Annotated in this window: 20 protein-coding genes and 1 tRNA gene; 9 read left to right on the forward strand and 12 right to left on the reverse strand. The window is 44.6% G+C overall.

Annotation, left to right across the window (positions count from 1 at the left end; all coding sequences use genetic code 11):
* Positions 1 to 54: 54 nt before the first annotated feature.
* From ACL934_RS13425 to ACL934_RS13435, 3 genes are all read right to left on the reverse strand, one after another.
* Positions 55 to 714 (reverse strand): glutathione S-transferase family protein, encoded by a 660-nt coding sequence (locus ACL934_RS13425; RefSeq protein ID WP_413612432.1) that lies wholly within the window; start codon positions 712 to 714, stop codon positions 55 to 57.
* 30 nt (positions 715 to 744) lie between these two features.
* Positions 745 to 1,194, reverse strand: a complete 450-nt coding sequence (locus ACL934_RS13430; RefSeq protein ID WP_413612433.1) for a hypothetical protein — start codon at positions 1,192 to 1,194, stop codon at positions 745 to 747.
* 203 nt (positions 1,195 to 1,397) lie between these two features.
* Positions 1,398 to 1,474, reverse strand: a tRNA-Met gene (locus ACL934_RS13435).
* Positions 1,475 to 1,668: 194 nt separating this feature from the next.
* Between ACL934_RS13435 and ACL934_RS13440 the strand changes: the two genes are divergently transcribed.
* Positions 1,669 to 3,117 carry a hypothetical protein gene (locus ACL934_RS13440; RefSeq protein WP_374074210.1) on the forward strand — a complete coding sequence of 483 codons (1,449 nt, stop codon included), beginning with the start codon at positions 1,669 to 1,671 and terminating at the stop codon, positions 3,115 to 3,117.
* Positions 3,089 to 3,601 carry a hypothetical protein gene (locus ACL934_RS13445; protein WP_413612434.1) on the forward strand — a complete coding sequence of 171 codons (513 nt, stop codon included), beginning with the start codon at positions 3,089 to 3,091 and terminating at the stop codon, positions 3,599 to 3,601. The genes ACL934_RS13440 and ACL934_RS13445 overlap by 29 nt, the downstream gene beginning before the upstream one ends.
* Here ACL934_RS13445 and ACL934_RS13450 read toward each other — a convergent pair.
* Both ACL934_RS13450 and ACL934_RS13455 read right to left on the reverse strand, forming a co-directional pair.
* Positions 3,598 to 4,332, reverse strand: a complete 735-nt coding sequence (locus tag ACL934_RS13450) for a HEAT repeat domain-containing protein (RefSeq protein WP_374074214.1) — start codon at positions 4,330 to 4,332, stop codon at positions 3,598 to 3,600. The two genes, ACL934_RS13445 and ACL934_RS13450, sit on opposite strands and share 4 nt — an antisense overlap.
* A gap of 3 nt (positions 4,333 to 4,335) precedes the next feature.
* Positions 4,336 to 5,310 (reverse strand): hypothetical protein, encoded by a 975-nt coding sequence (locus tag ACL934_RS13455; RefSeq protein WP_413612435.1) that lies wholly within the window; start codon positions 5,308 to 5,310, stop codon positions 4,336 to 4,338.
* 89 nt (positions 5,311 to 5,399) lie between these two features.
* Between ACL934_RS13455 and ACL934_RS13460 the strand changes: the two genes are divergently transcribed.
* From ACL934_RS13460 to ACL934_RS13470, 3 genes are read left to right on the forward strand one after another with little or no spacing between them, the layout of a single operon-like run.
* Entirely contained in the window at positions 5,400 to 6,755 is a 1,356-nt protein-coding gene (locus ACL934_RS13460) for a dihydroorotase (RefSeq protein WP_413612436.1), read from the forward strand.
* Positions 6,752 to 7,339, forward strand: coding sequence for an inner membrane-spanning protein YciB (locus ACL934_RS13465; RefSeq protein WP_374074219.1), 588 nt, complete (start codon positions 6,752 to 6,754; stop codon positions 7,337 to 7,339). Before ACL934_RS13460 ends, ACL934_RS13465 begins: the two co-directional genes overlap by 4 nt.
* Entirely contained in the window at positions 7,336 to 8,166 is an 831-nt protein-coding gene (locus tag ACL934_RS13470; protein ID WP_374074221.1) for a DUF6279 family lipoprotein, read from the forward strand. The genes ACL934_RS13465 and ACL934_RS13470 overlap by 4 nt, the downstream gene beginning before the upstream one ends.
* A gap of 2 nt (positions 8,167 to 8,168) precedes the next feature.
* On the opposite strand, the gene ACL934_RS13475 is transcribed toward ACL934_RS13470, so the two are convergent.
* The 3 genes from ACL934_RS13475 to ACL934_RS13485 all read right to left on the reverse strand — a co-directional run bounded on the left by ACL934_RS13475 (position 8,169) and on the right by ACL934_RS13485 (position 10,899).
* Positions 8,169 to 9,473 carry an ATP-binding protein gene (locus ACL934_RS13475; RefSeq protein WP_374074223.1) on the reverse strand — a complete coding sequence of 435 codons (1,305 nt, stop codon included), beginning with the start codon at positions 9,471 to 9,473 and terminating at the stop codon, positions 8,169 to 8,171.
* A gap of 13 nt (positions 9,474 to 9,486) precedes the next feature.
* A complete protein-coding gene (locus tag ACL934_RS13480) occupies positions 9,487 to 9,870 on the reverse strand; it encodes a response regulator (RefSeq protein WP_374074225.1) in 384 nt (127 codons plus the stop codon).
* 213 nt (positions 9,871 to 10,083) lie between these two features.
* Complete coding sequence (locus tag ACL934_RS13485; RefSeq protein WP_413612437.1) at positions 10,084 to 10,899, reverse strand: enoyl-CoA hydratase-related protein; 816 nt, start codon at positions 10,897 to 10,899, stop codon at positions 10,084 to 10,086.
* Positions 10,900 to 10,984: 85 nt separating this feature from the next.
* Here ACL934_RS13485 and ACL934_RS13490 point away from each other — a divergent pair, with 85 nt between their 5' ends.
* On the forward strand, positions 10,985 to 12,676 hold the full coding sequence (locus ACL934_RS13490) for an autotransporter assembly complex protein TamA (RefSeq protein WP_374074229.1): 1,692 nt from the start codon (positions 10,985 to 10,987) through the stop codon (positions 12,674 to 12,676).
* Between the two features lies 1 nt (position 12,677).
* Positions 12,678 to 14,969, forward strand: coding sequence for a translocation/assembly module TamB domain-containing protein (locus ACL934_RS13495; RefSeq protein WP_413612438.1), 2,292 nt, complete (start codon positions 12,678 to 12,680; stop codon positions 14,967 to 14,969).
* Here ACL934_RS13495 and ACL934_RS13500 read toward each other — a convergent pair.
* Together ACL934_RS13500 and ACL934_RS13505 are read right to left on the reverse strand one after the other, a co-directional pair.
* The gene (locus ACL934_RS13500) at positions 14,966 to 15,472 is read right to left on the reverse strand and encodes a hypothetical protein (protein ID WP_413612439.1); all 507 of its coding nucleotides are present in this window, start codon (positions 15,470 to 15,472) and stop codon (positions 14,966 to 14,968) included. The two genes, ACL934_RS13495 and ACL934_RS13500, sit on opposite strands and share 4 nt — an antisense overlap.
* A 94-nt stretch (positions 15,473 to 15,566) precedes the next feature.
* A complete protein-coding gene (locus ACL934_RS13505) occupies positions 15,567 to 17,120 on the reverse strand; it encodes a S8 family serine peptidase (protein ID WP_374074234.1) in 1,554 nt (517 codons plus the stop codon).
* Positions 17,121 to 17,293: 173 nt separating this feature from the next.
* Here ACL934_RS13505 and ACL934_RS13510 point away from each other — a divergent pair, with 173 nt between their 5' ends.
* Together ACL934_RS13510 and ACL934_RS13515 are read left to right on the forward strand one after the other, a co-directional pair.
* Positions 17,294 to 18,085, forward strand: a complete 792-nt coding sequence (locus tag ACL934_RS13510; RefSeq protein WP_413612440.1) for an undecaprenyl-diphosphate phosphatase — start codon at positions 17,294 to 17,296, stop codon at positions 18,083 to 18,085.
* A gap of 25 nt (positions 18,086 to 18,110) precedes the next feature.
* Positions 18,111 to 19,238 (forward strand): mechanosensitive ion channel family protein, encoded by a 1,128-nt coding sequence (locus ACL934_RS13515; protein WP_374074238.1) that lies wholly within the window; start codon positions 18,111 to 18,113, stop codon positions 19,236 to 19,238.
* Here the strand turns inward: ACL934_RS13515 and ACL934_RS13520 are convergent.
* Both ACL934_RS13520 and ACL934_RS13525 read right to left on the reverse strand, forming a co-directional pair.
* Positions 19,230 to 20,582, reverse strand: coding sequence for a chloride channel protein (locus ACL934_RS13520; RefSeq protein ID WP_374074240.1), 1,353 nt, complete (start codon positions 20,580 to 20,582; stop codon positions 19,230 to 19,232). The genes ACL934_RS13515 and ACL934_RS13520 overlap by 9 nt on opposite strands.
* Positions 20,583 to 20,661: 79 nt before the next feature.
* Entirely contained in the window at positions 20,662 to 21,414 is a 753-nt protein-coding gene (locus ACL934_RS13525; protein WP_413612441.1) for a hypothetical protein, read from the reverse strand.
* Positions 21,415 to 21,576 lie beyond the last annotated feature (162 nt).

Consider the following 21,576-nt stretch of genomic DNA (forward strand, 5'->3'; position numbering starts at 1 on the left):
TTGTCCAATAAATCCCTTTAGAAGAAGGGAGATGAAAATCAAATGACGAGACGTCTACCGCGCGCTTCCACGTGCAATGCCCAGGCGGTCTTCGCACTCGTTGAGAACTTTCACGAACGCAGGCCGTTCTTCACAACGATGGCGGTAATTCTCAACGTTGGGATACTTGCTTAAGATCTCTGTCTTACGAATCTCACGCAGAACACACGTGAAAACAATGTCAGCCACCGTGAACTCTGAGCCCGCTATAAACTTTTGAGTCTTCAACATTTGATCAATCGGCCCCAAGAAACGCGCAAGGATATCGACATTCCAAGAACGCAGTTTCCCGTGAGGACTAGCGCTCCCCTGAAGATCGGCAAATAAAATAGGAAGCGCAAATGGCTCGATATTATTCAACGATGTGATCAACCAACGATAAACTTGCGCACGCTCTTGCAGATCGCGCGGAATTAATTTCCCTGACTTCTCTGCAAGATAAAGAAGAATCGCTCCTGACTCTGTCAAAAGGTATCCGTTGTCATCAATTGCAGGGACTTGTTTAAAAGGCGAAATCGGCTCAAACCAAGTTTCATCTCGAAGACCGTTAGGCCCGCAATCAAGTCCGATCGTTTCGTATGAGATTCCACATTCTTCCATCGCCCACATCGCACGAATGTCGCGCGTGTAGCCCCAAAGAAACGGCGGCAAGGATTTGAAAACGTAAACTTTCATAACGTTGACCTTATTTAGAGGAAGTAAACCCTACTCAGTATCTGGGCCTTCAGTTTGCTCAGCATCACTATCAGAATCCTCAGAGTCATCTGGCGGAAGCTCTTGCTTAGGACCCTTCGCAGCAGCGGTCTCTTCCACTGAAGAAGGAGTTTTAGCTAAAATCGTATTGCAGGAGGCTTTCACTCTAAAGAAATGTTTCCACATCTCCTCATCGGCTTTTCCCTTAATCTCAGGATCTTGCAACTCAGATCCCATGTAGGAACTGGCTTTAGAAAATTCACCGAGGCGCTTTAGCTTGCGAGGAATTTTGCGCTCTCCATCGCACTCACCTTGGGAAGCTTTTCCACCTTCTGCAATAAAGCTGTAAGCTTTCGGAGGAGTTTTTCTTTTCGCCAAAGCGAAAGATCCCGGACTCACCATCGGTTGAAGAAACAATACGTTCGCTATGATCACTATTTTTTTAAATTTGATATTCCACATATACAAAAATGCTAACAGGAATTGCCTTCGGCTAAAAACGAAAAATCATCCATCGATGCTCGATGGCGTTTGCACAGAGAAAAAGAGTCGACAATGAATTTTGGGCATAAAAAAACCCGCATCTCTGCAGGTTTGATATTTCTCTCAGAGGCTCATTTCCGGAGAAACTTCCTTCGGAACGCATCCGAAGAACTATAAAAAATTGGTAGTGAGAGGCGGACTTGAACCGCCGACCTACGGATTATGATTCCGTTGCTCTAACCAGCTGAGCTACCCCACCACACAAATCACGCAAATACGTGAAGCAGGATTTTTAATTGGGGACATGCATTATGTCAATCCTGGGCTTTGCGTTATATTACCTTTTTTAAAATATATTGAATATCCCGAAGTTTCCTTAGCCTTTGGTCTTGACCTCCCCCTTCTTTCACAATGCAATAACAGGTGATGTAAGAAAACCACGGAGGGGGACTTATGAAAAAACTAATGATGGCACTTGCGGTGCCAGCACTATTTATTGGCTGTTCAAAGGACGATAAACCTAAAAAGCCAAGTTCTAATGCGCCTACAAGCTTTTCGAGCTTATTCTGGGCTCAAGAAACAAACCTCATCACCATCAAAACCATTGATGATCAGCCTCTGGCTGGTGCTCAAATTTTGATCGGCGATGCTTTGAATGCTCCTTTTTCAGGCAATTTCCTGACAACTGATGCCAATGGACAAGTGGAGCTTCCTGCGGGATGGACTTCGGCTCAAGCCGTGACAGTTCAAGCTCCAGGTTACATGCGCACGACTTATATGTCGCAAGAGCCAGGTGCTTTGACGATCAAACTTCGCGCTCAACCAACAAAAGTTCAGCATGAAGTGCGTGGCGGGACTTCGGGTCTTCCGATCCAAGATAAAGACGGAATCGTGGATTTCGGTCTTGTGATGCCGGCGTTTACGAAACTCGACATGCTTGCTTTTGACATTAATAATGTTATCAGCCCGCAGTACGATCGTATTTCAGCAATGGGACAAGATATTGATATTCCGGCGAATATCTCTTTGCCAAGACAGAGCGAAAAATACTCTTTGTTCACAATCACTTTGGATAAACCAACTTACCGCATTTACTACGGACAACCAGGCGTCAACCGTGTGTTCGCAGCTCGCGGTCGCTTCCCGTTCAAATCCACAGTGGATGCTTTGCGCGGCGGAGCTGAGTTTTATGAACTTATCAATGATTTCAAAATCAACGGTGGAGCTATCCGCGATATCGAAATCAAATCCGGCCAAACAAAATTGGACATGCCAACACGTGAACTTAACTTTGGCGAACCTAAAAACCTGACAGCTCCTCAACATAGAGCTGACGAAATGTTCATCGCTGTTGGCGTTGCGAACCAATCTGGTTACCTCATCCCAACAGATGTTAAGAAGATCGCTCAAGGTCAGAAAATGGCTTTGAATACTCTTCCTGGATCTGAACAAATGGTTTTGGGCGTTCTAAAAAGAACGGCCGAGATGAAAAATGGTGGCGACCGTATGAGTGCGGCTTTGCTTCCTTTTGCAGCAGGTGCGACTCCATCAATGCTTCCTTTGATCCCAGATCCAACAATCGCGGGCGATGAGCTTTTGATGCCGAAGTTCAACTCTGTAACGGGTGTAAATCCGATTGCAACTTACTCTGTTCTTTCAAAAGAAGAGGAAGTTCAGCAAGGAAATGCGAAAGTGAAAATCTATCGCGCCCAGTGGGAAGTGTACGCACAGAACTGGCTTGAGCGCATGAAACTGCCCCAATGGCCTAATGATTCTGCGATCACTGGTAAAAAACGTTGGGAAGTGAACTTCGTCGGCAGCCAAACTGCTTCACAAGCACCAGTTGGACCTGCTATGATTGAAGCCGCAACACATGTTACACACAGCTCAATCTCTTTCTAGAAAAATACTTCTTGGACTTGTGATTCTCACAGGCTGCACTCTTTTTGGGTGCAGCTTGTTCGATAAAAAACCTTCTGCGCACGCTCGCATGGCGCAAATCAACAAACAAAAAGTCTTCTTCGCCACTTACGATCAAGTATGGAGAGCCGCTCACGCCGTTCTGAAATACCCGATCGCTCAAGAAAACCAAGACACTGGTATCATCGAAACAGAGTTCATCAAAGGGATCGACGGTTGGTTGCCACCCAATGAGCAACGTCCACCTTCAAGCGGTATTCGCTATAAACTGACGATGACTTTTGCCAAAGGTAAAACCGAAGGCCGCGAATCCACTCGCGTGACTATCGATAAAAGAATGGAAATTTTAAGAGATTTCTTTTCTGAACCTGAATACATGGAAACCGACGGACTTGAAGAGAAGATCATCTTCTACCGTATCGAAAGAGAGCTTGTTATCAACGAAGCCCTCAAAAAAGCTAATTAGAGTTCTATTTTTTCTTTCTTAACGTAGTCTTTCCACATTCCGACGAGAGCTGACTGCGCCATTCTGCCCTCACCGAGCTTTACACCTGTGAGTTTTTCCAAACCACGAATGGCTGGCAATTGCACGCGGTCGTCTTTATCCGAAAGAAGTTGGGCAAAAATCTTGGTCTCACGATCCAAAGGTTTCTTCGCCAAAACTTCCACGATCTGATGACGGATCCAAAGACTTTGGGCATTTTTGAAGTTGTAACCTTGATTGAGTTCTTCCCACAAAAGATCACGAACTTCCGCCGAAGAGCTTTTTTCTAAAACGCCAACAGCCGCAGAACGAACCACCAACGCTTTATCTTTTAAAAGTTTTTGCGCAAGCTTCTCCCCTTGGGAAGGGTTCACTTCGCTTAATGCAACAAGAGCCGCATTTCTCATGTACCAATGTTTGTGAGCACCCGCCTTAAGAAGATCCGGAGTGGCTTTGTCTCCACGAGATTCCGCCGCCGCCATCAAAGCGCGCCAGCGAAGGCTCATAGGTTTTGCTTCATCAAAAGCGACAGAGATAAAATTTTGATAGTGCTTATCGCCCTGACCTTGAAGAACCATGCGACGGTTTTCACTAGGAAGCTTAAGAACTTCCATGGCAGAACTTAAAGTACTAGATGAAGGTTTAGCTCCGACTGCGAAAGCACTTGAAGATAATCCCGCAAACAAAACAGACGCCAGAACAACTTTATACATAGTCTAACTCTTTTTCGATACGAAGTTTTCAAACTCACTCATCAATTTATCTGATTCATCATTTTCGGATTTTGCAGTCTCACTGCCATCCCCTGCTTTTTCAGCGGCTTTATCCAAAGCCTTTTGACCTTCAACGGCCGCTGCAAATTCTTTCATCAACTCATCGTCGATCAAATCGGCAGACGCTGATTCTTGTGCCGGAGGTTCTGCTGCCGGAGTCGGTTCTTCAACCGGAGCTGGTGCAGGTTCTGGTACTGGTTCAGGCTCAGGAGCTGCTTGCTGCGGCGGCGGTGTCGGAGCACTTGCAACAACACCCGCTCCCGCTTTCAAAGCTTCCAATTGCTGTTTCAATTGATCGTTTTCTTCGCGGTAACGAGAAAGATCGGCAATGTCTTCACTGATAATTTCGTATTCCGCAAGGCGCGCTTCCAAATCACGAACCTTACCGCTGAGTTCATCTTTTTCTTGAGAACTCATGCCACCTTCAGCGCCACCCGCTCCCGCAGATGCTCCACCAGCGGCAGCACTTGCTTCTGCGGCAACCAAAGCTTCTTTCAATTGCTTTTGCAGAGTTTCAATTTTTTGATGGCTTTCGTTTAAAGTCAGACGAAGTTGTGACACCTCTGCCGCTGATTCACCAGCGACTTCTGCGGCTCCGACGGCGGCACCTGTTTTAGATGCAACCGAAGTTCTTTCCATTTCATCTAAATCGACATCCATTCCCAGATCTTCCGAAGCTCCACCGCCACGAGCGGGTTTTGCTGTTTGATTCTGGTTGTCGAGAATCTTTTGCAACGTTTTCTCAAGTTGAGCCGCATCAAGGCCATGCCCTGTTTCCGAAGCTTCTTCCTTCGACTTTTTCCCGAAAAAACTGCGGTACGCCAAAAAAAGCGAGAGAATAAGAACAAGAGCGATAAGGCTCTCGATAATTACGGTATTGTGCTGATCCCAGAAGGAGAGGAATTTTTCAATTGTCACAATTCAAATTCTCACCTATCCCAAGGGCTCCGTCAATGCTGGACCTTGGATAGATCATGGTGGTATTGTTTTTGGATTCGAGGTGATACATGTCTCAGCGCCCTTACGATCTGCTCATACAAGGTGGCACGTGCTTACTTCCTCACCCATCCGAGATAGGGTTGATTGAACAACAGGCCGATATTGCGATCTTAGATGGCCGCATTGAAAAAATTCGTGAATCCATTAACGAACCTGCTCTTAAAACCATCAAAGCTCAGGGTCTGCATGTCCTTCCTGGAGTGATTGATAGCCAAGTTCATTTTCGCGAACCAGGACTGACTCACAAAGAGGACCTCGAAACCGGAACGAAAGCCGCCATCTTGGGTGGAGTTACGAGTATTTTCGAAATGCCGAATACCAATCCACCGACAACGACGAAAGAGGCCTTTGCTGAGAAATTACAAAGAGCCCAAGGTCGAGCTCATTCCAACTATGCTTTCTTTATTGGCGGCTCCCACGACAATGTCGATCAATTGGCGGAGCTTGAGAGAATGCCTCATTGTTCGGGCATTAAGATTTTTATGGGAAGTTCAACGGGAAATCTTTTAGTGGAAGATGATGAAACACTGGAAAGAATTTTGCGCCAAGGATCGCGTCGCGTGATTTTCCATAGCGAAGATGAAATGCGCCTGCGCGAAAGAAAGCACATCGCTGTCGACATGGCCGATCCCCACTATCATCCGGTATGGAGAGATGTTGAAACGGCTGTCAATTCCACACAAAGACTTTTGCGTCTGGCGCGTAAAACAGGACGAAAGATTCACGTTCTGCATGTTTCAACCGGCGAAGAAATGGATCTCTTAAAAGATCAAAAAGACATCGCGACCGTTGAAGTTCTTCCGCAACATCTGACTTTATATGCTCCGGATTGTTATGATCGTTTGGGAACTTATGCTCAACAAAATCCGCCGATTCGTGAAAAACGTCATATGGATCGCATCTGGAAAGCGGTTTTAGATGGAACAGTCGATGTGATTGGTTCCGACCATGCTCCGCACACTCGTGAAGAAAAAGAGCGCCCTTACCCCCAAAGTCCTTCGGGAGTTCCCGGAGTACAAACATTGCTTCCGATCATGCTCAATCACGTTCACGATGGACGCTTAAGTCTTCGTCGTTTTGTTGAGATGGTGACGGAAAATCCTTGCCGCGTTTTTGGTATTAAAGGCAAAGGCCGCCTTCGCCAGGGTTTTGACGCTGATATCACTTTGGTGGATTTGAAAAAAACGAAGACCATCGACAATTCTTGGATTGCGAGCCGCTGCGGATGGACTCCCTTTCACGGAATGTCCGTCACGGGATGGATGACTCACACGATTGTAGGTGGTCACTTGGTGATGGAAAATGATCAAGTTCTTCTTCCTGCTCAAGGAAAACCTGTCGACTTTTTGGAAACGAATTCATGACGCCTGCTTCTGGAAATCCTAAAGCGCAAGCGGCCAGTTTATTTTTCGCTGGCCTTCTGCCCGTTATCGCCTTCACTTTGATTGAAGAATATTACGGAACCATGGCGGGTTTGATTGCCGGGATGGTTTTCGGCGTAGGTGAAATTTCTTGGGAACTTTATAAATACAAGAAAGTTCAAAAGATCACATGGTTCGGTAACGGACTTCTTTTTGTTCTAGGCGGTATTTCGTTAATTTCTTCAGAAGGTCTGTGGTTTAAACTTCAGCCCGCATTGATGGAAGGAGTTTTTGCCTTAGTTCTTTGGGGCTCAGTCATTCTGGGGAAGCCTCTTTTTTCTTATCTCGCAGAACAACAAGGACATCAATTCCCCGACATTATTAAAACTCGCATGAAAGGTATCACAGTTCGTTCGGGTTTCTTTTTTGCCATTCATACAGGCCTTGCTATTTGGGCGGCACTGGCATGGAGCACGACGGCTTGGGCTCTACTCAAAGGTATCGGCCTCACCGTAAGTTTCATTCTGTATCTTGTCATAGAGGGTTTCCTCTTAAGAAGGGCCGTTTTAAAACAAAAGGCAGGATGAAATACGCTGTCTTAATTCTTTTTATTTTCTTCACTTCGGCTTGCAGCCGCTCAAGTTTGTTCGTTCAGTTTTTTGATGATCTTGCGGTTTCTAAAACCGATGACTATTTTGATCTTTCAAGTCAGCAACGAGATGAATTAAGAGAAAGCCTGCAAAAAGACGTTAAGGCGATTAAGAAAGAGTTATTGCCCGAGGTTGCAAAGACCTTGCGGCATATTGAGCCCGAAGTGCGCAAAGATAAAATAAATGCGGAGGTCGTCGCAACCCATTTTGCCGAGTTTCAAAACTATTTCAAAAAGCTCTCTTCTTATTTTAAAAACACCGCCATTAAAACCTCCTTAACCTTAAAGTCCGAGCAATATGATCACTTTGCTAAAGTGCTGCGTGAGGAGATCAAAGAAACTCAAGAAGACAATCAGGATCCGGAAGATTCCTTGAAGCTCACACTCAAGCGCTATCGCAGGTCTATTGAATTTTGGGTGGGAGGACTTTCTTCAGAACAAAAAGAAAAGATTAAAAAGTTTGTTGAGGCTCATCCCTATCCTTGGAAATTGCAAAATCAAAGCAAGGAGTTCGTCTTAAAGCAGTTTTTAGAATCGCGCCCAGATCCCGAGAAGCTGAAGAAATTTGTGACAAACTTTTACGACGATTACGAATCAGTTCGTTTGCCTAAGTTCACCTTGGCTTTAAACGAACACAAAAGAGCTTTTCAGAAGTTCTTGTTAGATGAATTCTGGCAAAGCCTCAGCAAAGAACAAAAATCAAATTTAAAGGAAAATCTTCTGGCTCGCGCAGAGGAACTTGAGCAAATCGCACAAAAACCCTAAATCTAAGCGGCGACCTTTCTTGATTGTTTTTTCGGCAAACGCATCACAAATTGCGTGTAATGAGAGTCCGGGCTGACAAAGATCTCTCCTTTATGGATTTCAACAATCCCTTTGGAAATACTTAATCCCAAACCCATGCCCTTACCGAAATCTTTGGTCGTAAAAAACGGATCAAAAATTTTCGTTCGAAGCTCCTTTGGAAGACTTGCGCCAGAGTCGGTCACTCGAATCTCGACATCGTCACCGCGATCAAAACCTTCGATACGAATCCATTTTTTTTCTAGAGGTTGAATGGCATCGCAGGCATTGATCAGCAAGTTATAAAAAACTTGGCTTAATTGATCGTGGCGACACTCCAAATTTAGGGTTTCTTTCAAATCATCTCTGATTAAAACAATTCCTTCGGTATTTAGTTGTGACTGGCAAAACATCAAAGCTTCCTCAATCACAGAAACAACGGAAACACTTTGAGGAGCAAGGCCCATCGAACTTTTTGCATAGGAACGAAGAGCATTCGTAATACTTGAAATTCGTGTCACCGTACTTTCAATCACATTCAGCATTTCGTTAAATTGATTACGGTCCAATTCATCCGGTTCTTTCAAAAGATTCTTTAAGTGGCCTTCCACCAGTGAAATGGTCGCAAGAGGTGTGTTGATTTCATGGGCCACCCCCGCCGCCATTGTTCCCAGAGCCGTCATTTTTTCTGAATGAACCAAATAGGCCTGCTGTTGTTCAAGCCTTTGCATAGCATCGCGCAACTCCTGATTGGCGACCACCAAAGAGCTCATCGCTTCCTGGTAAGAGGTCGCGATGTCGAGTTTCATATGATCGACATATAAAAAGCATTCAATGTCTCCGTGAGGAGTCTGCATCGTCACTTTGCCACACTTCACCTTGGGATAACGTATTTTACCAAAATAAATTTTTGGTGCTGTGATTGTGAGATTGCTGTAAATTTTCGTTAAACCTACAATTCCCTCACCTACGATCAGATTTAAAAGTTCTCCGAAATTATCGACCACTTCATCTTGGAAGGTTTCTTCCGAGGACGTGTTGAGAATCTTGGAGGCGGTTTCCTCACTCATCGCCAGAATAAATTCACCATAAACCACACCCGTAAAAAGCACGGAAATCGAAATTCTTTTGTCGCTGTGAATTCCACTGTTCGAATACGACGGTGTTGAGCGGTGGGTCTGCAAAGAAAAAATGGACGCCAAGTTTTTCGCGCAAATCTCGGAAAACGATCGCGTGTTATCCAATATTTCTTTCTGATAGAGGTCTGCCGGAGCGGCTGCTGTTTTCATCAAAATCCATTTCCTATGCGATCTTTAAATAGGGTTTCAGGATTGCAACCACTTTGGTTTCAAAATCTTCCGGAGAATTTATATCCCCTTTATGAATAAAGGCCTTAGCACCGTGATTCAAACAGTCCGCCTGAACGGCTTCATTCATTAAAGCGGAAATCATAATGACGTTGGCTTTAGCATCCCATTCCAAGATTTCGATCAAACACTCTCGCCCATCTTTATTAGGCATCGTGATGTCAAGTAAGAGCAAATCCGGCTTCAACTCGGAATACATGCGCACGCATTCCTCACCGTCTTTGGCTTTGCCTACGACCTCTTGTCCAATATCCTGCATTCTTTTTTCAAGAATCTTAAGAATTAGATTACTATCATCACAAAGAAGTATCCTTGCCATAACCACCTATCAAGCCATAACACTATCGGAATCGCTTTTTAGACAGACAAGACCCCGACCTGTTTCAATCAGAGCCACTCGACTTGAAATTTTCAAAACCTCACATTACGATCATTCGGTTTTTCAGATGAAGACGGGAAAATGAAAATCCTCGAACTCATATTTCAGAATTTTTCATTACAATTTTGCAGAAGACGTAAATACGAGAAAATTCTAGCGGCCCTGGAAGTCCGGAGCCTTTTTATCCTTCATTGCCTGAAGAGCAATAAAATGGTCTTCAGTTCTTTGGGTGATTCCTTGATAAGCGGCAGACAGATCCAAGATCGTATTAAGATCATTGAGATAAGCCATCTTCATTGCCTTCTTTGTCATTTGTACAGCTACAGGTGCATTGCCAGCGACTTTTTCTGCTAGCTTTTCTGTCTCAGCTTCCAGATTTTCTTCTGCGACAAAGTAATTCAGAAGTCCCCATTTAAAAGCCTCTTCACCTGCCACTAAATCCCCTGTTAAAGACATTTGCATGGCCTTAGAGTAGCCGATCACACGTTGAAGGAAGAACGTTCCGCCATCACCGGGAACAAGCCCTAGCTTCACGAAGGTTTCTCCGAATTTTGACTTTGCAGTTCCAATTCTTAAATCACACATCATTGCCAGATCACAGCCTGCGCCAATGGCAGGACCATTCACCATGGCAATCACCGGCTTTGAAAGCTCTTCGATGCACTTAGGAATTTGTTGAATGCCGTGGATGTAACGCATACGCAGTTCGTTGCTTTCTCCTGCGAACATGCCCGTTTTATTCTGCATAGCTTTGACATCACCGCCTGCGCAGAACGATGTGCCCTCACCCTTAAGTACAATCACACGAACAGCGGGATCGAAGTCCGCATGTTTTAAAACGCGAGTCAAAGAATCCACCATCTCTAAAGAGATCGCATTGCTTTGTTCTGGATTATTCAATGTCACCCACAAGATATTTGAAGATAAAGACAGTTTCACATGGGCGAATTCTTGTGTATAAAAAGACATAAACTTCTCCTGCATATAGGTAACTTTACGATACATGCGCTATGGGGCCAAATTCATTTTTTTCTTTCTCTTGATGTTTCTTGGAGTGGCTTCCGCCAAAACGCGCCACGTCTCGAATCCGTGTCCCCAAATCGAGATTCATTCTGAGGAAAAATTAGAGTTCACCAAGACGGAAATCAAATGGATGTGCGGGGACGCCGGCAACAAAGCCTGGAGCGTCATTCCCCCATGGCAAGCCCGATTCTTTTTAAAATCGTTTCTGCAACAAAGGGCCTATCATCATCCCAAGTTCACAATTGATGGGAACAATCTGATTGTCGAGGCCGGTGATCGCACCCTTTTGCAAGAGTGGACATTTTTAAATGCCCCGCCGTCTTTCAATGCTGAAAAAAGACGAAAAATGAAAGGCCGCCCTCTCACTCCCGAACTTTTAAACGAAGTCGAGGCATGGAGCAAAACCCGTCTGCAAAATCTGGGTTACGCCTGTCCTGAAGTGACGACTCAAGCTTTTCCAGATAAAGGATCTGTCGTTGTCGATCTTACTCCCGGAGATCCTTATAATTTTCCAACAGCAGAAACATTTGCGATTCGCGGAACCGAGAGAAGTATATACTTAGATCGCTATCGCGCATTTCTACCTGGTCAAAAATATGACGCTCGTCTTTTGCAACTCACTGCCAATCGAATGATTTTGGATGAGTATCATTTGAGTTCTTACTTCGACACTCGCTGCTCTGCTGAAGGAGTTGAAATCATTCCGCGTTTAGTAACTGGTGATCCCCACTTGGTTTCTGCAGGGGCTGGATTTAATACGGAAGTAGGCGCTATCGGTCTTGTTCGTTATCGTCATACGCAGATGAACGAAGCCGGAAGTTCTTTTGAAAGTAAGCTTTATGTTTCGCTCGTTGAACAGAGTCTTGAAAACTCATTTCAAATTTACGATGGACCGCCTTATCGCGATCGAACTTATTGGTCACCGCAACTGAATTTCAAAAATGAACTGGAGTCCACTTACAAGTCTTTCACGACCGATGTGGGGTTGCGTTGGGGAATCACTAAAGAGTTTGAGGAGTTCTCTTCGCGCTTTCAGCTCGGCCCCTTTTATACTTACAACAACGTTGAAACTGATACGAACGTGCAAGTTTTAAGAACGGTGACCTCAACGGCCGAAGTTTCATTGCAAAGTCATGACTACGAATATTATGCCGCTGAACCGCGAGCCGGATGGATTTTTTCTACCAATATTCGTTCTGCCTATGAAGGCTTGGGCGCTGATCAAACTTTTCACCAATGGGTTTATCAACATCAAATTCTTTGGAACTATTCTGATTGGGATCCACCACTGGTCGTGTTTGGTTGGCGTTTTAAAGCCGGAACATTTTTAATGACGGACGATACGGTCTTTACTGATGTCGTTCCTGAAAACTTAAGATTCTATCTGGGTGGTGACAGCTCACTTCGCGGATTTTCCAGAAAGCAGATTCCTTTTACTGGAGAAGGCTCTGCCACATTCCTCTATCAAGGTTTTGAAATCCGTGCTGGGGATGTTTTCCCCTACAAGCTTCAACCTTTTATTTTCCTAGATATGGCTTGGGAAAGTGCCAAAAGCCTGACGCTGTCGAAAACACTTTATTATTCTCCGGGAATTGGAATTCGTTGGCCTTCGTTTATTGGACCGATTCGGGCCAGCATTTCCCAAGGGCAAACTCTTTGGACAGACCAAGTCGACATTCCCGTTCACTGGCAAGGATACTTAAGCTTAGGAAGGGAGTTTTAATATGAAAAAACTCCTCCTGGCCCTCCTGGGACTTTTTGTTCTTCTTATCGGAGCACTTTTGCTTTTGTGGTTCAATCTGGGTTGGGTTCTTAATGAAACGAATGCTCGTCGTGGTGTTGAGTATGCAAAGCTCAATATAACTTGGGACTCACTGCAAATCGAAATTGGCAACAGAGGTTTCTTTTCTAAAGATATTCACCTGCTCACACGCCATCTTTGTTTAAAACATCCAAAGCCATTGATTGATGCTTGTCTTGAAAAAGCCGATGTCGCCATTTCTTTGACTGTTCTCACTCATCGCCCGTTCGTGCATCTTGAAAAAATCTATGCAGATATTGTTTCTTCTAAGTTAGAGGTCACCATTCCGCCATCCCCAGAGCCTGAACCCACTGAACCTTTTAAATGGCCGAAGATTGAGCTTGGATCGTTGGATTCTTTGCTTTCACCTTACTTTGCTTATTTGCCGTTACAGGTGGTTGAAAAGATCAGTGTACAGCTTAAGGATGTTCGACTTCATCTGCCTCCAGAACAAGAACTTTTGGGAAAGGTTTCCCTTGTTAGTGAAGGTGGAAAACTTCAGCTTGAAGCTCATTCTGAACTTATAAAACAGAATAAGACATTCTTAAGTGGCGATCTCAAAGCCACTTTGGATTTGGCAAAGCCTTTAGCTTTAAACGGAACTGCCGACGTTCAACTCCCCACTTTTGATTTATCTAATCAAGTGTCATTTTCTTGGCAGGAGTTTCCCAAGATTTCCACAAAAACTCTTCTTCAGAAAAAAGATTTGAAGGTGTCAGCAAACATACAAGCAGACCTACAAAAAACTTTATGGAGCTTTCATCCCCAAGCAAACATCACTTACAAAGCCCTGCCATTTAAAAAGGTTCTAGTTGAAAACTGTCCTTTGAAGCTGCATCTTCAAAAGGGTCTGCCGGAGCTTTTAGAGAGTGACTGCGAGATCGTTCTTGATACCCTCAAAAAACGTCCTCTTAAGGGCTTGCCGGACTCTTTGCATTTTAAAACTGCTCTTCGCGCTCCGATTAGTATTAAAAATTCCAATCTGACGGTCACTCCTTCCCTAGAGGTCGCCCTTCAAGAAACAGGTATCGCAAATTTTGATTTGCAGGCATCAGCACGAACTTCTATTGATCTTACAAAGAAAAAAATCCAAGAGCTTTCAATTCAAACACTGAACGCCGACTTGCAAGTTCCTCGTTTTGAAAACGTCGTGGCTCTTTTAGATAAAAGTCGCTTCCCTGTCCCGGCTCCACTGAATGTCTTAAAAGGTTCCATTCGTCTGACAGTTTCTGGAACGTCGACGGACCTTCTAAAAAAAGAACTTCCGATTCAAGCCATTTTAACGACGGACTTAACTAGCTCTTCGCAAATTCTTAAGACCGAATCCAAATTTGATGTGCAAATGGATTTTGTAAAACCTCTCTTCACATTGGGTGGAACTATTTCTTTAAAAGAGATCGAACTGCAACTTCCCTATATTGGACTGCAAAGTCCCCCACAGTTCAAACCCGATTCCAGATTTGTCAAAGGCGATACTAAGAAAGCGTCGGCAAAACCATCAGGCCCCAGCAAATTTAAAATCACGGAACTTAAGATTCAAACGGAAGACAAGCCGATCTTGCTTCACACAAATCTTATTCCCAACCCTATCCCCGTACGCCTTCAGTATGCCATTCGCAACCCCATGGAACTTTCTGGAAAGGTTGCCATTGGTAAAATGAATGTGGAAATTTTTAAAAAGAAAGCGGTCATCGAAAAGTTTGATCTTATTAAATACAAGGACTCAACGGTTCAAGATATTGACGGTCTCATCACACACCGTACTTCGGAAGTTTTGATTCAGATTTTGATCGTCGGCACGACAGAAAAACCCCGCGTGGAATTTTTGTCAGATCCACCACTCAGTCGACAGCAGATTATTTCAATACTTTTGTTTAACAAATCACTTCAACAATTGGCGAATGAAGAGCTCAGCACCGCAGGACAATTGGATCAAGCGTTATTATCGGAAGCCTTTGGTTTAGCATCTCTATTTTTGTTGTCATCAACGCCCATTGAAAGCGTTTATTTTGATCCACGCACGCAAAGTTACACGGCTCGCGTGCGCCTGGATGATTCAACATCGCTTTCATTGGGATCAAACTTTGAAACCTCCCAGCAGTTTACTTTGCGCAGACGCTTGGGAGGGCCTTGGAGTGTTTCGACGCAAATCCAACAAACGGAAAACACCGAGGATGTCATCACGACACTCATTGAATGGTTTAAACGATTCTAAAGATATGAAAGAGGCATACGGCGAAACCACGCTTCGAGAAGATCGCTCCACTTGGCGTTTTCTTCTTCTGAAGTTGTCGCGATGGTTTCAAGCTTCGTCACCATTCCCGATGGCGTCTTTACGATTTCACGGTGATAGGCTTTTTGAATGCTAGCCTCAATGCCAATAAGAAAAATCCACTGATCCACATGCCAGTTGCCTTCAGCATCCAATGTCCAAGTTTCAGAAACGGCTTCCACATGACGAGGATTATAATTGCCATTATCATCCACGAAGCCAACCGTGCTTAAGTAATCTGCTTGATGATCTTTTGTCGGATCATTTGGAACGATATTAGAAACACTTAAGTACACACCGTTCGGATATGAACTTGAAAGTCCATTGAGCTGAACTTGATTCAATAGTTCATTCCACTTTTGCGCATCAATATTTGTTGGAACTGCCGCTGATGAAAAAATCGAGAAGAGAGAAAGAACCAGGACAACTAAAAACTTGCGACCCATAAGACCCCCTCTAAATGAGGTCCGCAGAATATAGAGAAGATAAATAGAGTCAAAATAAAAAAGGCTCCCGAAGGAGCCTTTTACTTCATCCGCCTTATTTAGATTGGCAGAATGGAAGATCTGGTTGAATTTGGCAGATGATTTGGCAAAGCATTGGATCGCCAAGTGGACACTCGCCTGGTTCACCAGGATTTCCTGGATCTTGTCCTGGAGGTTGACCTGGGTTTGGTGGTTGGTTACCGCCAGATTTAGCACCCACATTGATGTTCAATGTAGAAGCTGTTTTTCCGTCAGCATCAGTCACTGTGATTGTTGTTGTACCGTTTGCAACAGCAGTCAAAGTTCCGTTGTCAGCGATTGTAGCAACAGATGCATTGCTAGAAGCGTACTTGAACGGAGCTTTACCGTGAAGAACAGAGAACGCCAAAGTCTCAGAAGGTTTAACAGTCGCAGCTGCAGGAACTACTACCATTTTCTTCGCGATAACAGCATCAACTGCTTCGAAAGCGTCAACACGGCAGTTACATGCAGTTTCGATAGAAACTTTAGCACCTGTCGTTTGAAGAATCGCACGAACTTGCGCACCAGTGAGTGAAGGATCTTGAGCTTTCATCAAAGCTACTAGACCAGATACTAGCGGAGTTGCCATAGAAGTACCAGAAAGGTTTCCGTACTTATTGTTTGGCAATGTGCTCATGATGTTTTCACCTGGAGAAGATACGTGAACAGTCGCTGTTCCGTAGTTTGACCAAGACGGTTTTGCATCAGAAGGACCAGAAGCCGCAACTGTGATAGAGTTAGGGTATCCGTTGTTTGCTGGATACATTTCAGTTTTATCGTTATTTTTACCATCGTTCGCAGCAGCCGCGATGAAGATAACACCTTTATCATCAGCACGTTTGATAGCCTCAAGAAGAGGAGCCGCTGTAGAGCGAGGAACCGCTGCACCCCAAGATGCAGAGATGATTTGCGCGCCTTTTTCAACTGCGAAATCAATTGCTTTGATCGCGTTGTTCAAGTCACCAGAACCGTCTTCACCCAAGAAGCGAAGTGGCATGATAGAAACTTCAGGAGACAAACCAACGACACCACCGTCAACCAAACCAGTCGCACCAACTGCCCCCGCGCAGTGAGTACCGTGACCTGGATTTTGGAAACCAGTTTTATCCATTGGATCAGCATCGTTTTCTTTGAAGTCATAACCAGCGATCATGTTAGGAGCCAAAGATGGGTGTTTGTAGTCAACACCAGTGTCGATAACAGCTACGATCACGTTGCGGTTACCTTTGTTGCCTGCACGTTGCCAAGCTTTTTCAGCTTGAACTTTTGCAATAGCCCATTGCTCTTTCAAAGCAGCTGCATCTACTGGTGCAGTGAATGCTCTGATTTTGAAGTTTGGAACAACGTACTCAACGCCTGGTTGAGAAAGAAGAGACGCCAAAGCTTGAGCTTCGTGGCTCTTGTTGATGTTCACTTTCACAAGGCTTGCAGTCGCGTTGTGATCCATCATTTGGATCGTAGCAACTTTAGACATTGATACCGTGTTAAGCATGTTGAGCGCGTTTGTGTTCGCATATTTCACTAGGTATTCGCCTGCGAATGCCTGAGAACCGAACAACAATGCACCTAATAATAATGCACGTTTCATATAATAACCCCCTCCGTGGTGAAAAAATCATATTCAGATTTGATCCACATTAGGTAGGAAAATCTTAAATAAATCTTAAATTTTTTGACACAATCCATCGAATATTGAACCCACAAGGGAACTTTTCAAGAATGATCACGGCTGATTTTCAACATCTATATGAGGAACACCACATGAGTTATCTGCACGCCATCATCCTTGGCATTGTCGAGGGAATCACCGAGTTTCTGCCAATTTCATCGACGGGTCACATGGTCATCGCAAGTTCTGTGATGGGTATTGAAGACAGCACTTTCACAAAAGCCTTTGAAGTTATCATTCAGTTCGGCGCCATTTTGTCCGTTCTTGTTTTGTATTGGAAACGCTTCCTTCCCGAATGGGGATTCTATAAAAAATTGTTCGTGGCCTTCCTGCCCACAGCCCTCATCGGCTTTGTTGTGAAGGACCTCGTCGACCAACTTTTAGGAAGTGTGCAGATCGTTGCATGGGCGTTGATTGTAGGTGGCGTGATCCTGGTGTGGTCCGACCGAGTTTTCGCACATCTGACCGCCATGGGGCGTAAAACCAGTGACTTGTCTTATATAGACTCAGTGAAATTGGGACTCTTCCAATCCATCGCTATGATCCCCGGTGTGTCCAGATCTGCGGCCACGATCATGGGTGGCTTGACACTTGGCATGAACAAAAAGGAAGCAGCCGAATTTTCATTTTTTTTAGCGGTCCCAACCATGGCCGCAGCCTCTGGCTATAAATTGTTAAAGATCTACAAGACGATTGAGCCCGCACAAGTGAGCACTTTGCTCGTTGGATGCTTCGTGGCTTTCATCGTAGCGATGCTTGCGATCAAGTTTTTTATCGGTATAGTGACTCGCTACGGATTTAGAGGCTTCGGTTACTACCGCATCGCTTTGGGAGTTGTGATTCTGATCATGCTCTACTCCGGCAAAAATCTGCAAATGATGTAAGCACCAGCACAGAGGAAACATCCACATGGAAAAATTTATTTTTGAAGAATCTTCCCTTTTTTCCGCAGATCTCACGAATCTTCTTAAATCCACCGTCTTCGTTATGCCCAACTGGAAATGGTGTGTGCTTGCTATCGCCATCACTTTGGGAATTGTTCTTCGCCCGATCATTCAGTTTATTTTAAAAGAGATTAAGAAGCACAACCCGTTCACAAAAAAATTCCCGCAAAGTTTTTCTGCGCACTTTTTAAATCTTAAAGTAGAGCGTCCCATTGCTTGGGTTCTTGTGATCTTTTTCTGGTTCGCAACTGGCGATGCTTTAGGTCTGACCGGAAAATTTGAAATTTACTACAATCATTTCTTGCGCGGTCTTTTAGCTCTTTATGTCATTCGCCTGGTTTACTATGCCGTGGATGCTGGCGGAAATGTCCTTAAAGAGATGGCGGCAAAAACGGAAAGCACTTACGACGATCAACTTGTTCCTTTTGCGACGAAATCAATGAAGGTCCTCGTTGTTGTTCTGGGTATCTTGATTGCCTTACAAAGTTTTGGTCTGAATGTGATGTCGATCCTTGCCGGTCTGGGACTGGGAGGTTTGGCTCTCGCTTTGGCTGCTCAAGATACAGCGGCCAATCTTTTTGGTTCCATCACGATTCTTTTCGACCATCCTTTTAAAGTGGGCGATTGGGTGAAGATCAAAGACATGGAAGGAACTGTGGAGGATATCGGTTTCCGCTCTACGCGCATCCGTACTTTCTATAACTCTGTGATCACAATCCCAAATGCAATGATGGCAAAAGAGACCATCGACAATATGGGCGTCCGCCCGGCTCGTCGTATTCGTCAGGTTTTGGGTCTTACTTATGAAACACCTGCAGAAAAAATCGAAGAGTTTTGTGAGCAAGTTCGTTACCTCATCACAAAACATCCGAAGGTAAATCCGGAGACTGTGACGGTTCGCTTTAACAACTACAATGCTTCTTCATTGGATGTTTTGGTGAATTTCCACTTGGAAGTTTTCACAGGCCCTGAAGAACTAGAACATCAGCAAGCGATTTTCATTGAGATCCTTAAGATCGCAGCAAACATGAAAGTCGACTTCGCTTACCCTACTCAAACAGTTTACTACAAAGGCGGCGAGACCTCACTTTGAGGTCTTACCGTAGTATTCATGAGGAACATCAAGACCGCGTCTTGCGATCTTTTCTGTCATTATTGAATGTTTCATCACCACCGTTGAAATTAGATAAGCAATGGAGCAGCAGCCAAGAAGCGGCACAAGTCCCACGGGCTGCTTAGTTCCCTCAAGAGCAAAGACCACTGACGCTAAAAGAGCACGAGAAGCTCCCGCAAATAAAGCGGCCATTCCAATCAAGGCCATCGTGCTGACATCAATATGAAGTTCTGGGAAATAGGTTGCCAGTGCCGTTCCAACTAAAAATCCAAATGCAGAGCCCAGAGTTAAAATCGGCGCCAGAGTTCCACCGGAAGTTCCACTTCCCAAAGCAATCGCCCAGGAAAGAAACTTCCAAACCAGAATGCTCGCTGCGGCTCCTACTGTTAGAGTTCCCGCAAGATTTGAAGAGATATTGTCATAACCAACACCTAAGCTGCGCGGTTCGATCAAACCAATCACTCCTACCGCGACTCCTCCAATTGCGGGCCACCACATCCAATGGAGCGGAATTTTTTCGAAATGATCTTCGATCCAATAAATTGATTTCGTCACGATCACAGCGAGAACTCCCACCACGGCGCCAAAGAAAAGATACGTAAAAAGACTGACTATATCGGGAGGACGGATGTCTGGCATAACGAAGAAGGCTTGAGACTCCATAAAAACAGTTCGCAATGTTGCTGCAACAACAGTTGCCAGTGCGACGGGAACAAATGATTTCGGTCTGTATTCAAAAAGCAAAAGTTCAATGGCCAACAAAACGGCCGAAAGAGGAGTCCCGAAGATCGCCGTCATCCCTGCCGCAGCTCCAGAGGCCAGAATGATTTTTCTTTCATAAGCACTGACGGGAACAATCTGCCCCAACCACGATCCCAAAGCTCCACCTGTCGCAATAATGGGTCCTTCCGCTCCAAAGGGGCCGCCGGAACCAATGGAAATCGCCGAAGACAGAGGTTTTAAAAAAGTGATCCGACGAGGAATGCGACTTTCTTTTTGCAAAATATTTTCCATGGCCTCCGGAATTCCATGACCACGAATCGCCGCAGAACCAAAGCGCGCCATCACGCCGACAATCAATCCGCCAATAACAGGAACAAACACAGCAAGCCATCCCAACGTGTTGTCCGCCGGAGAACTTTCTTGCAAAGAGAATCTTTGAAAATAAAAAAGATTGGTGCAAAGAGAGATCGCCATGAGTAAGAGTTTTGCTACGCCAACGCTGGCGATAGCGACAGTGCAACTGAGAACACAGATTAATAAAATACGACGACGTTGTTTTAGTTCATTGGCAAACAAGAAGATCCTCCGTGTGACGGACACAGAACCTCTACCTGTATTTGCAAGTGGTCAATGCGTTGGGCCACGCATCGAAACGATGCGTCAATTAAGGGAAGGTTTTCTAGTGAACGAGATCACTGCGAATATACGTGCGAGATGGAGGAGCATCATCGACGTATTTTACTAACTCAAATGATGGAACGATGACGTTTTCAATTTCCTTGGTAATTTTGATTGTGCCGTAACGGCCTTCCACGTGAATGCCTTCGATGGTCGCTAAAAAATCCATGAGTGACAGAGACTTTTTCTCACCCACTTTAATACTGGTATGATAGTTCGTCGTGAAAATATACAACTCACCTTTCACGTTCATAAGATCGAAAACTTTTTGCAAAGACGTATGTAAATCATGAGTGTAAGAAATCACACCGAACACATCCGTTACTAAATCAGCCTTTTTCCAGGTCGCTGTCGGTTGTTGTTCAAACGCGCCTTCTTTGATTTGCAACTTGCCATCAAACTTTGGCGGAGAAAACCAGCGATCCAACTTATACGCAACGCCTGTTGCCTGAGCCGCTGAAAGAGGATTTGAAAAAGACTTAATATAATCTATCTGGGCGTTAGCCTTTCCTGCCCCCAGATCGACCCAATGTTGATCCGGTGTTAACTTTGAAAGACTGTTCATAAAGTCCGTGTGAAGGACCTCACGGTATTCATAAAGGTCTCTGTTGGTCACAAATTTATTCTTCCGCACACGGCTGGAGACTTCCCAGTTTTGAACCAAAAAGAGCGATGAGCATTGTTCTGACGCGGAAGCCGTGACTCCGGAAAATAGCAAAACAAGGCTGAATACAAAAACAAAGAACTGTCTCAAAATGATACCTCACTCTTTCATCTTTAAAGACTGCAAGAATAAGGCACGCTCTTTTTGAACCAATCACTTTAGAAAGGGTTATCAGTGCGAAGGATGCCCAAATACGGCAAATAAAAAACGAAGGCCCCAAGGACCTTCGTTTTTGTGAAATACTTCAAATAT

This window comes from Bdellovibrio sp. HCB-110 (assembly GCF_047323225.1).
Lineage (GTDB): Bacteria > Bdellovibrionota > Bdellovibrionia > Bdellovibrionales > Bdellovibrionaceae > Bdellovibrio.

Coding starts and splice junctions, on each gene's coding strand:
- ACL934_RS13500 (WP_413612439.1), bottom strand. CDS start 15,472: ATGGGTCGCAAGTTTTTAGTTGTCCTGGTTCTTTCTCTCTTCTCGATT.
- ACL934_RS13470 (WP_374074221.1), top strand. CDS start 7,336: ATGAAATACGCTGTCTTAATTCTTTTTATTTTCTTCACTTCGGCTTGC.
- ACL934_RS13515 (WP_374074238.1), top strand. CDS start 18,111: ATGGAAAAATTTATTTTTGAAGAATCTTCCCTTTTTTCCGCAGATCTC.
- ACL934_RS13475 (WP_374074223.1), bottom strand. CDS start 9,473: ATGAAAACAGCAGCCGCTCCGGCAGACCTCTATCAGAAAGAAATATTG.
- ACL934_RS13505 (WP_374074234.1), bottom strand. CDS start 17,120: ATGAAACGTGCATTATTATTAGGTGCATTGTTGTTCGGTTCTCAGGCA.
- ACL934_RS13440 (WP_374074210.1), top strand. CDS start 1,669: ATGAAAAAACTAATGATGGCACTTGCGGTGCCAGCACTATTTATTGGC.
- ACL934_RS13495 (WP_413612438.1), top strand. CDS start 12,678: ATGAAAAAACTCCTCCTGGCCCTCCTGGGACTTTTTGTTCTTCTTATC.
- ACL934_RS13465 (WP_374074219.1), top strand. CDS start 6,752: ATGACGCCTGCTTCTGGAAATCCTAAAGCGCAAGCGGCCAGTTTATTT.
- ACL934_RS13430 (WP_413612433.1), bottom strand. CDS start 1,194: ATGTGGAATATCAAATTTAAAAAAATAGTGATCATAGCGAACGTATTG.
- ACL934_RS13450 (WP_374074214.1), bottom strand. CDS start 4,332: ATGTATAAAGTTGTTCTGGCGTCTGTTTTGTTTGCGGGATTATCTTCA.
- ACL934_RS13460 (WP_413612436.1), top strand. CDS start 5,400: ATGTCTCAGCGCCCTTACGATCTGCTCATACAAGGTGGCACGTGCTTA.
- ACL934_RS13480 (WP_374074225.1), bottom strand. CDS start 9,870: ATGGCAAGGATACTTCTTTGTGATGATAGTAATCTAATTCTTAAGATT.
- ACL934_RS13510 (WP_413612440.1), top strand. CDS start 17,294: ATGAGTTATCTGCACGCCATCATCCTTGGCATTGTCGAGGGAATCACC.
- ACL934_RS13425 (WP_413612432.1), bottom strand. CDS start 714: ATGAAAGTTTACGTTTTCAAATCCTTGCCGCCGTTTCTTTGGGGCTAC.
- ACL934_RS13445 (WP_413612434.1), top strand. CDS start 3,089: ATGTTACACACAGCTCAATCTCTTTCTAGAAAAATACTTCTTGGACTT.
- ACL934_RS13485 (WP_413612437.1), bottom strand. CDS start 10,899: ATGTCTTTTTATACACAAGAATTCGCCCATGTGAAACTGTCTTTATCT.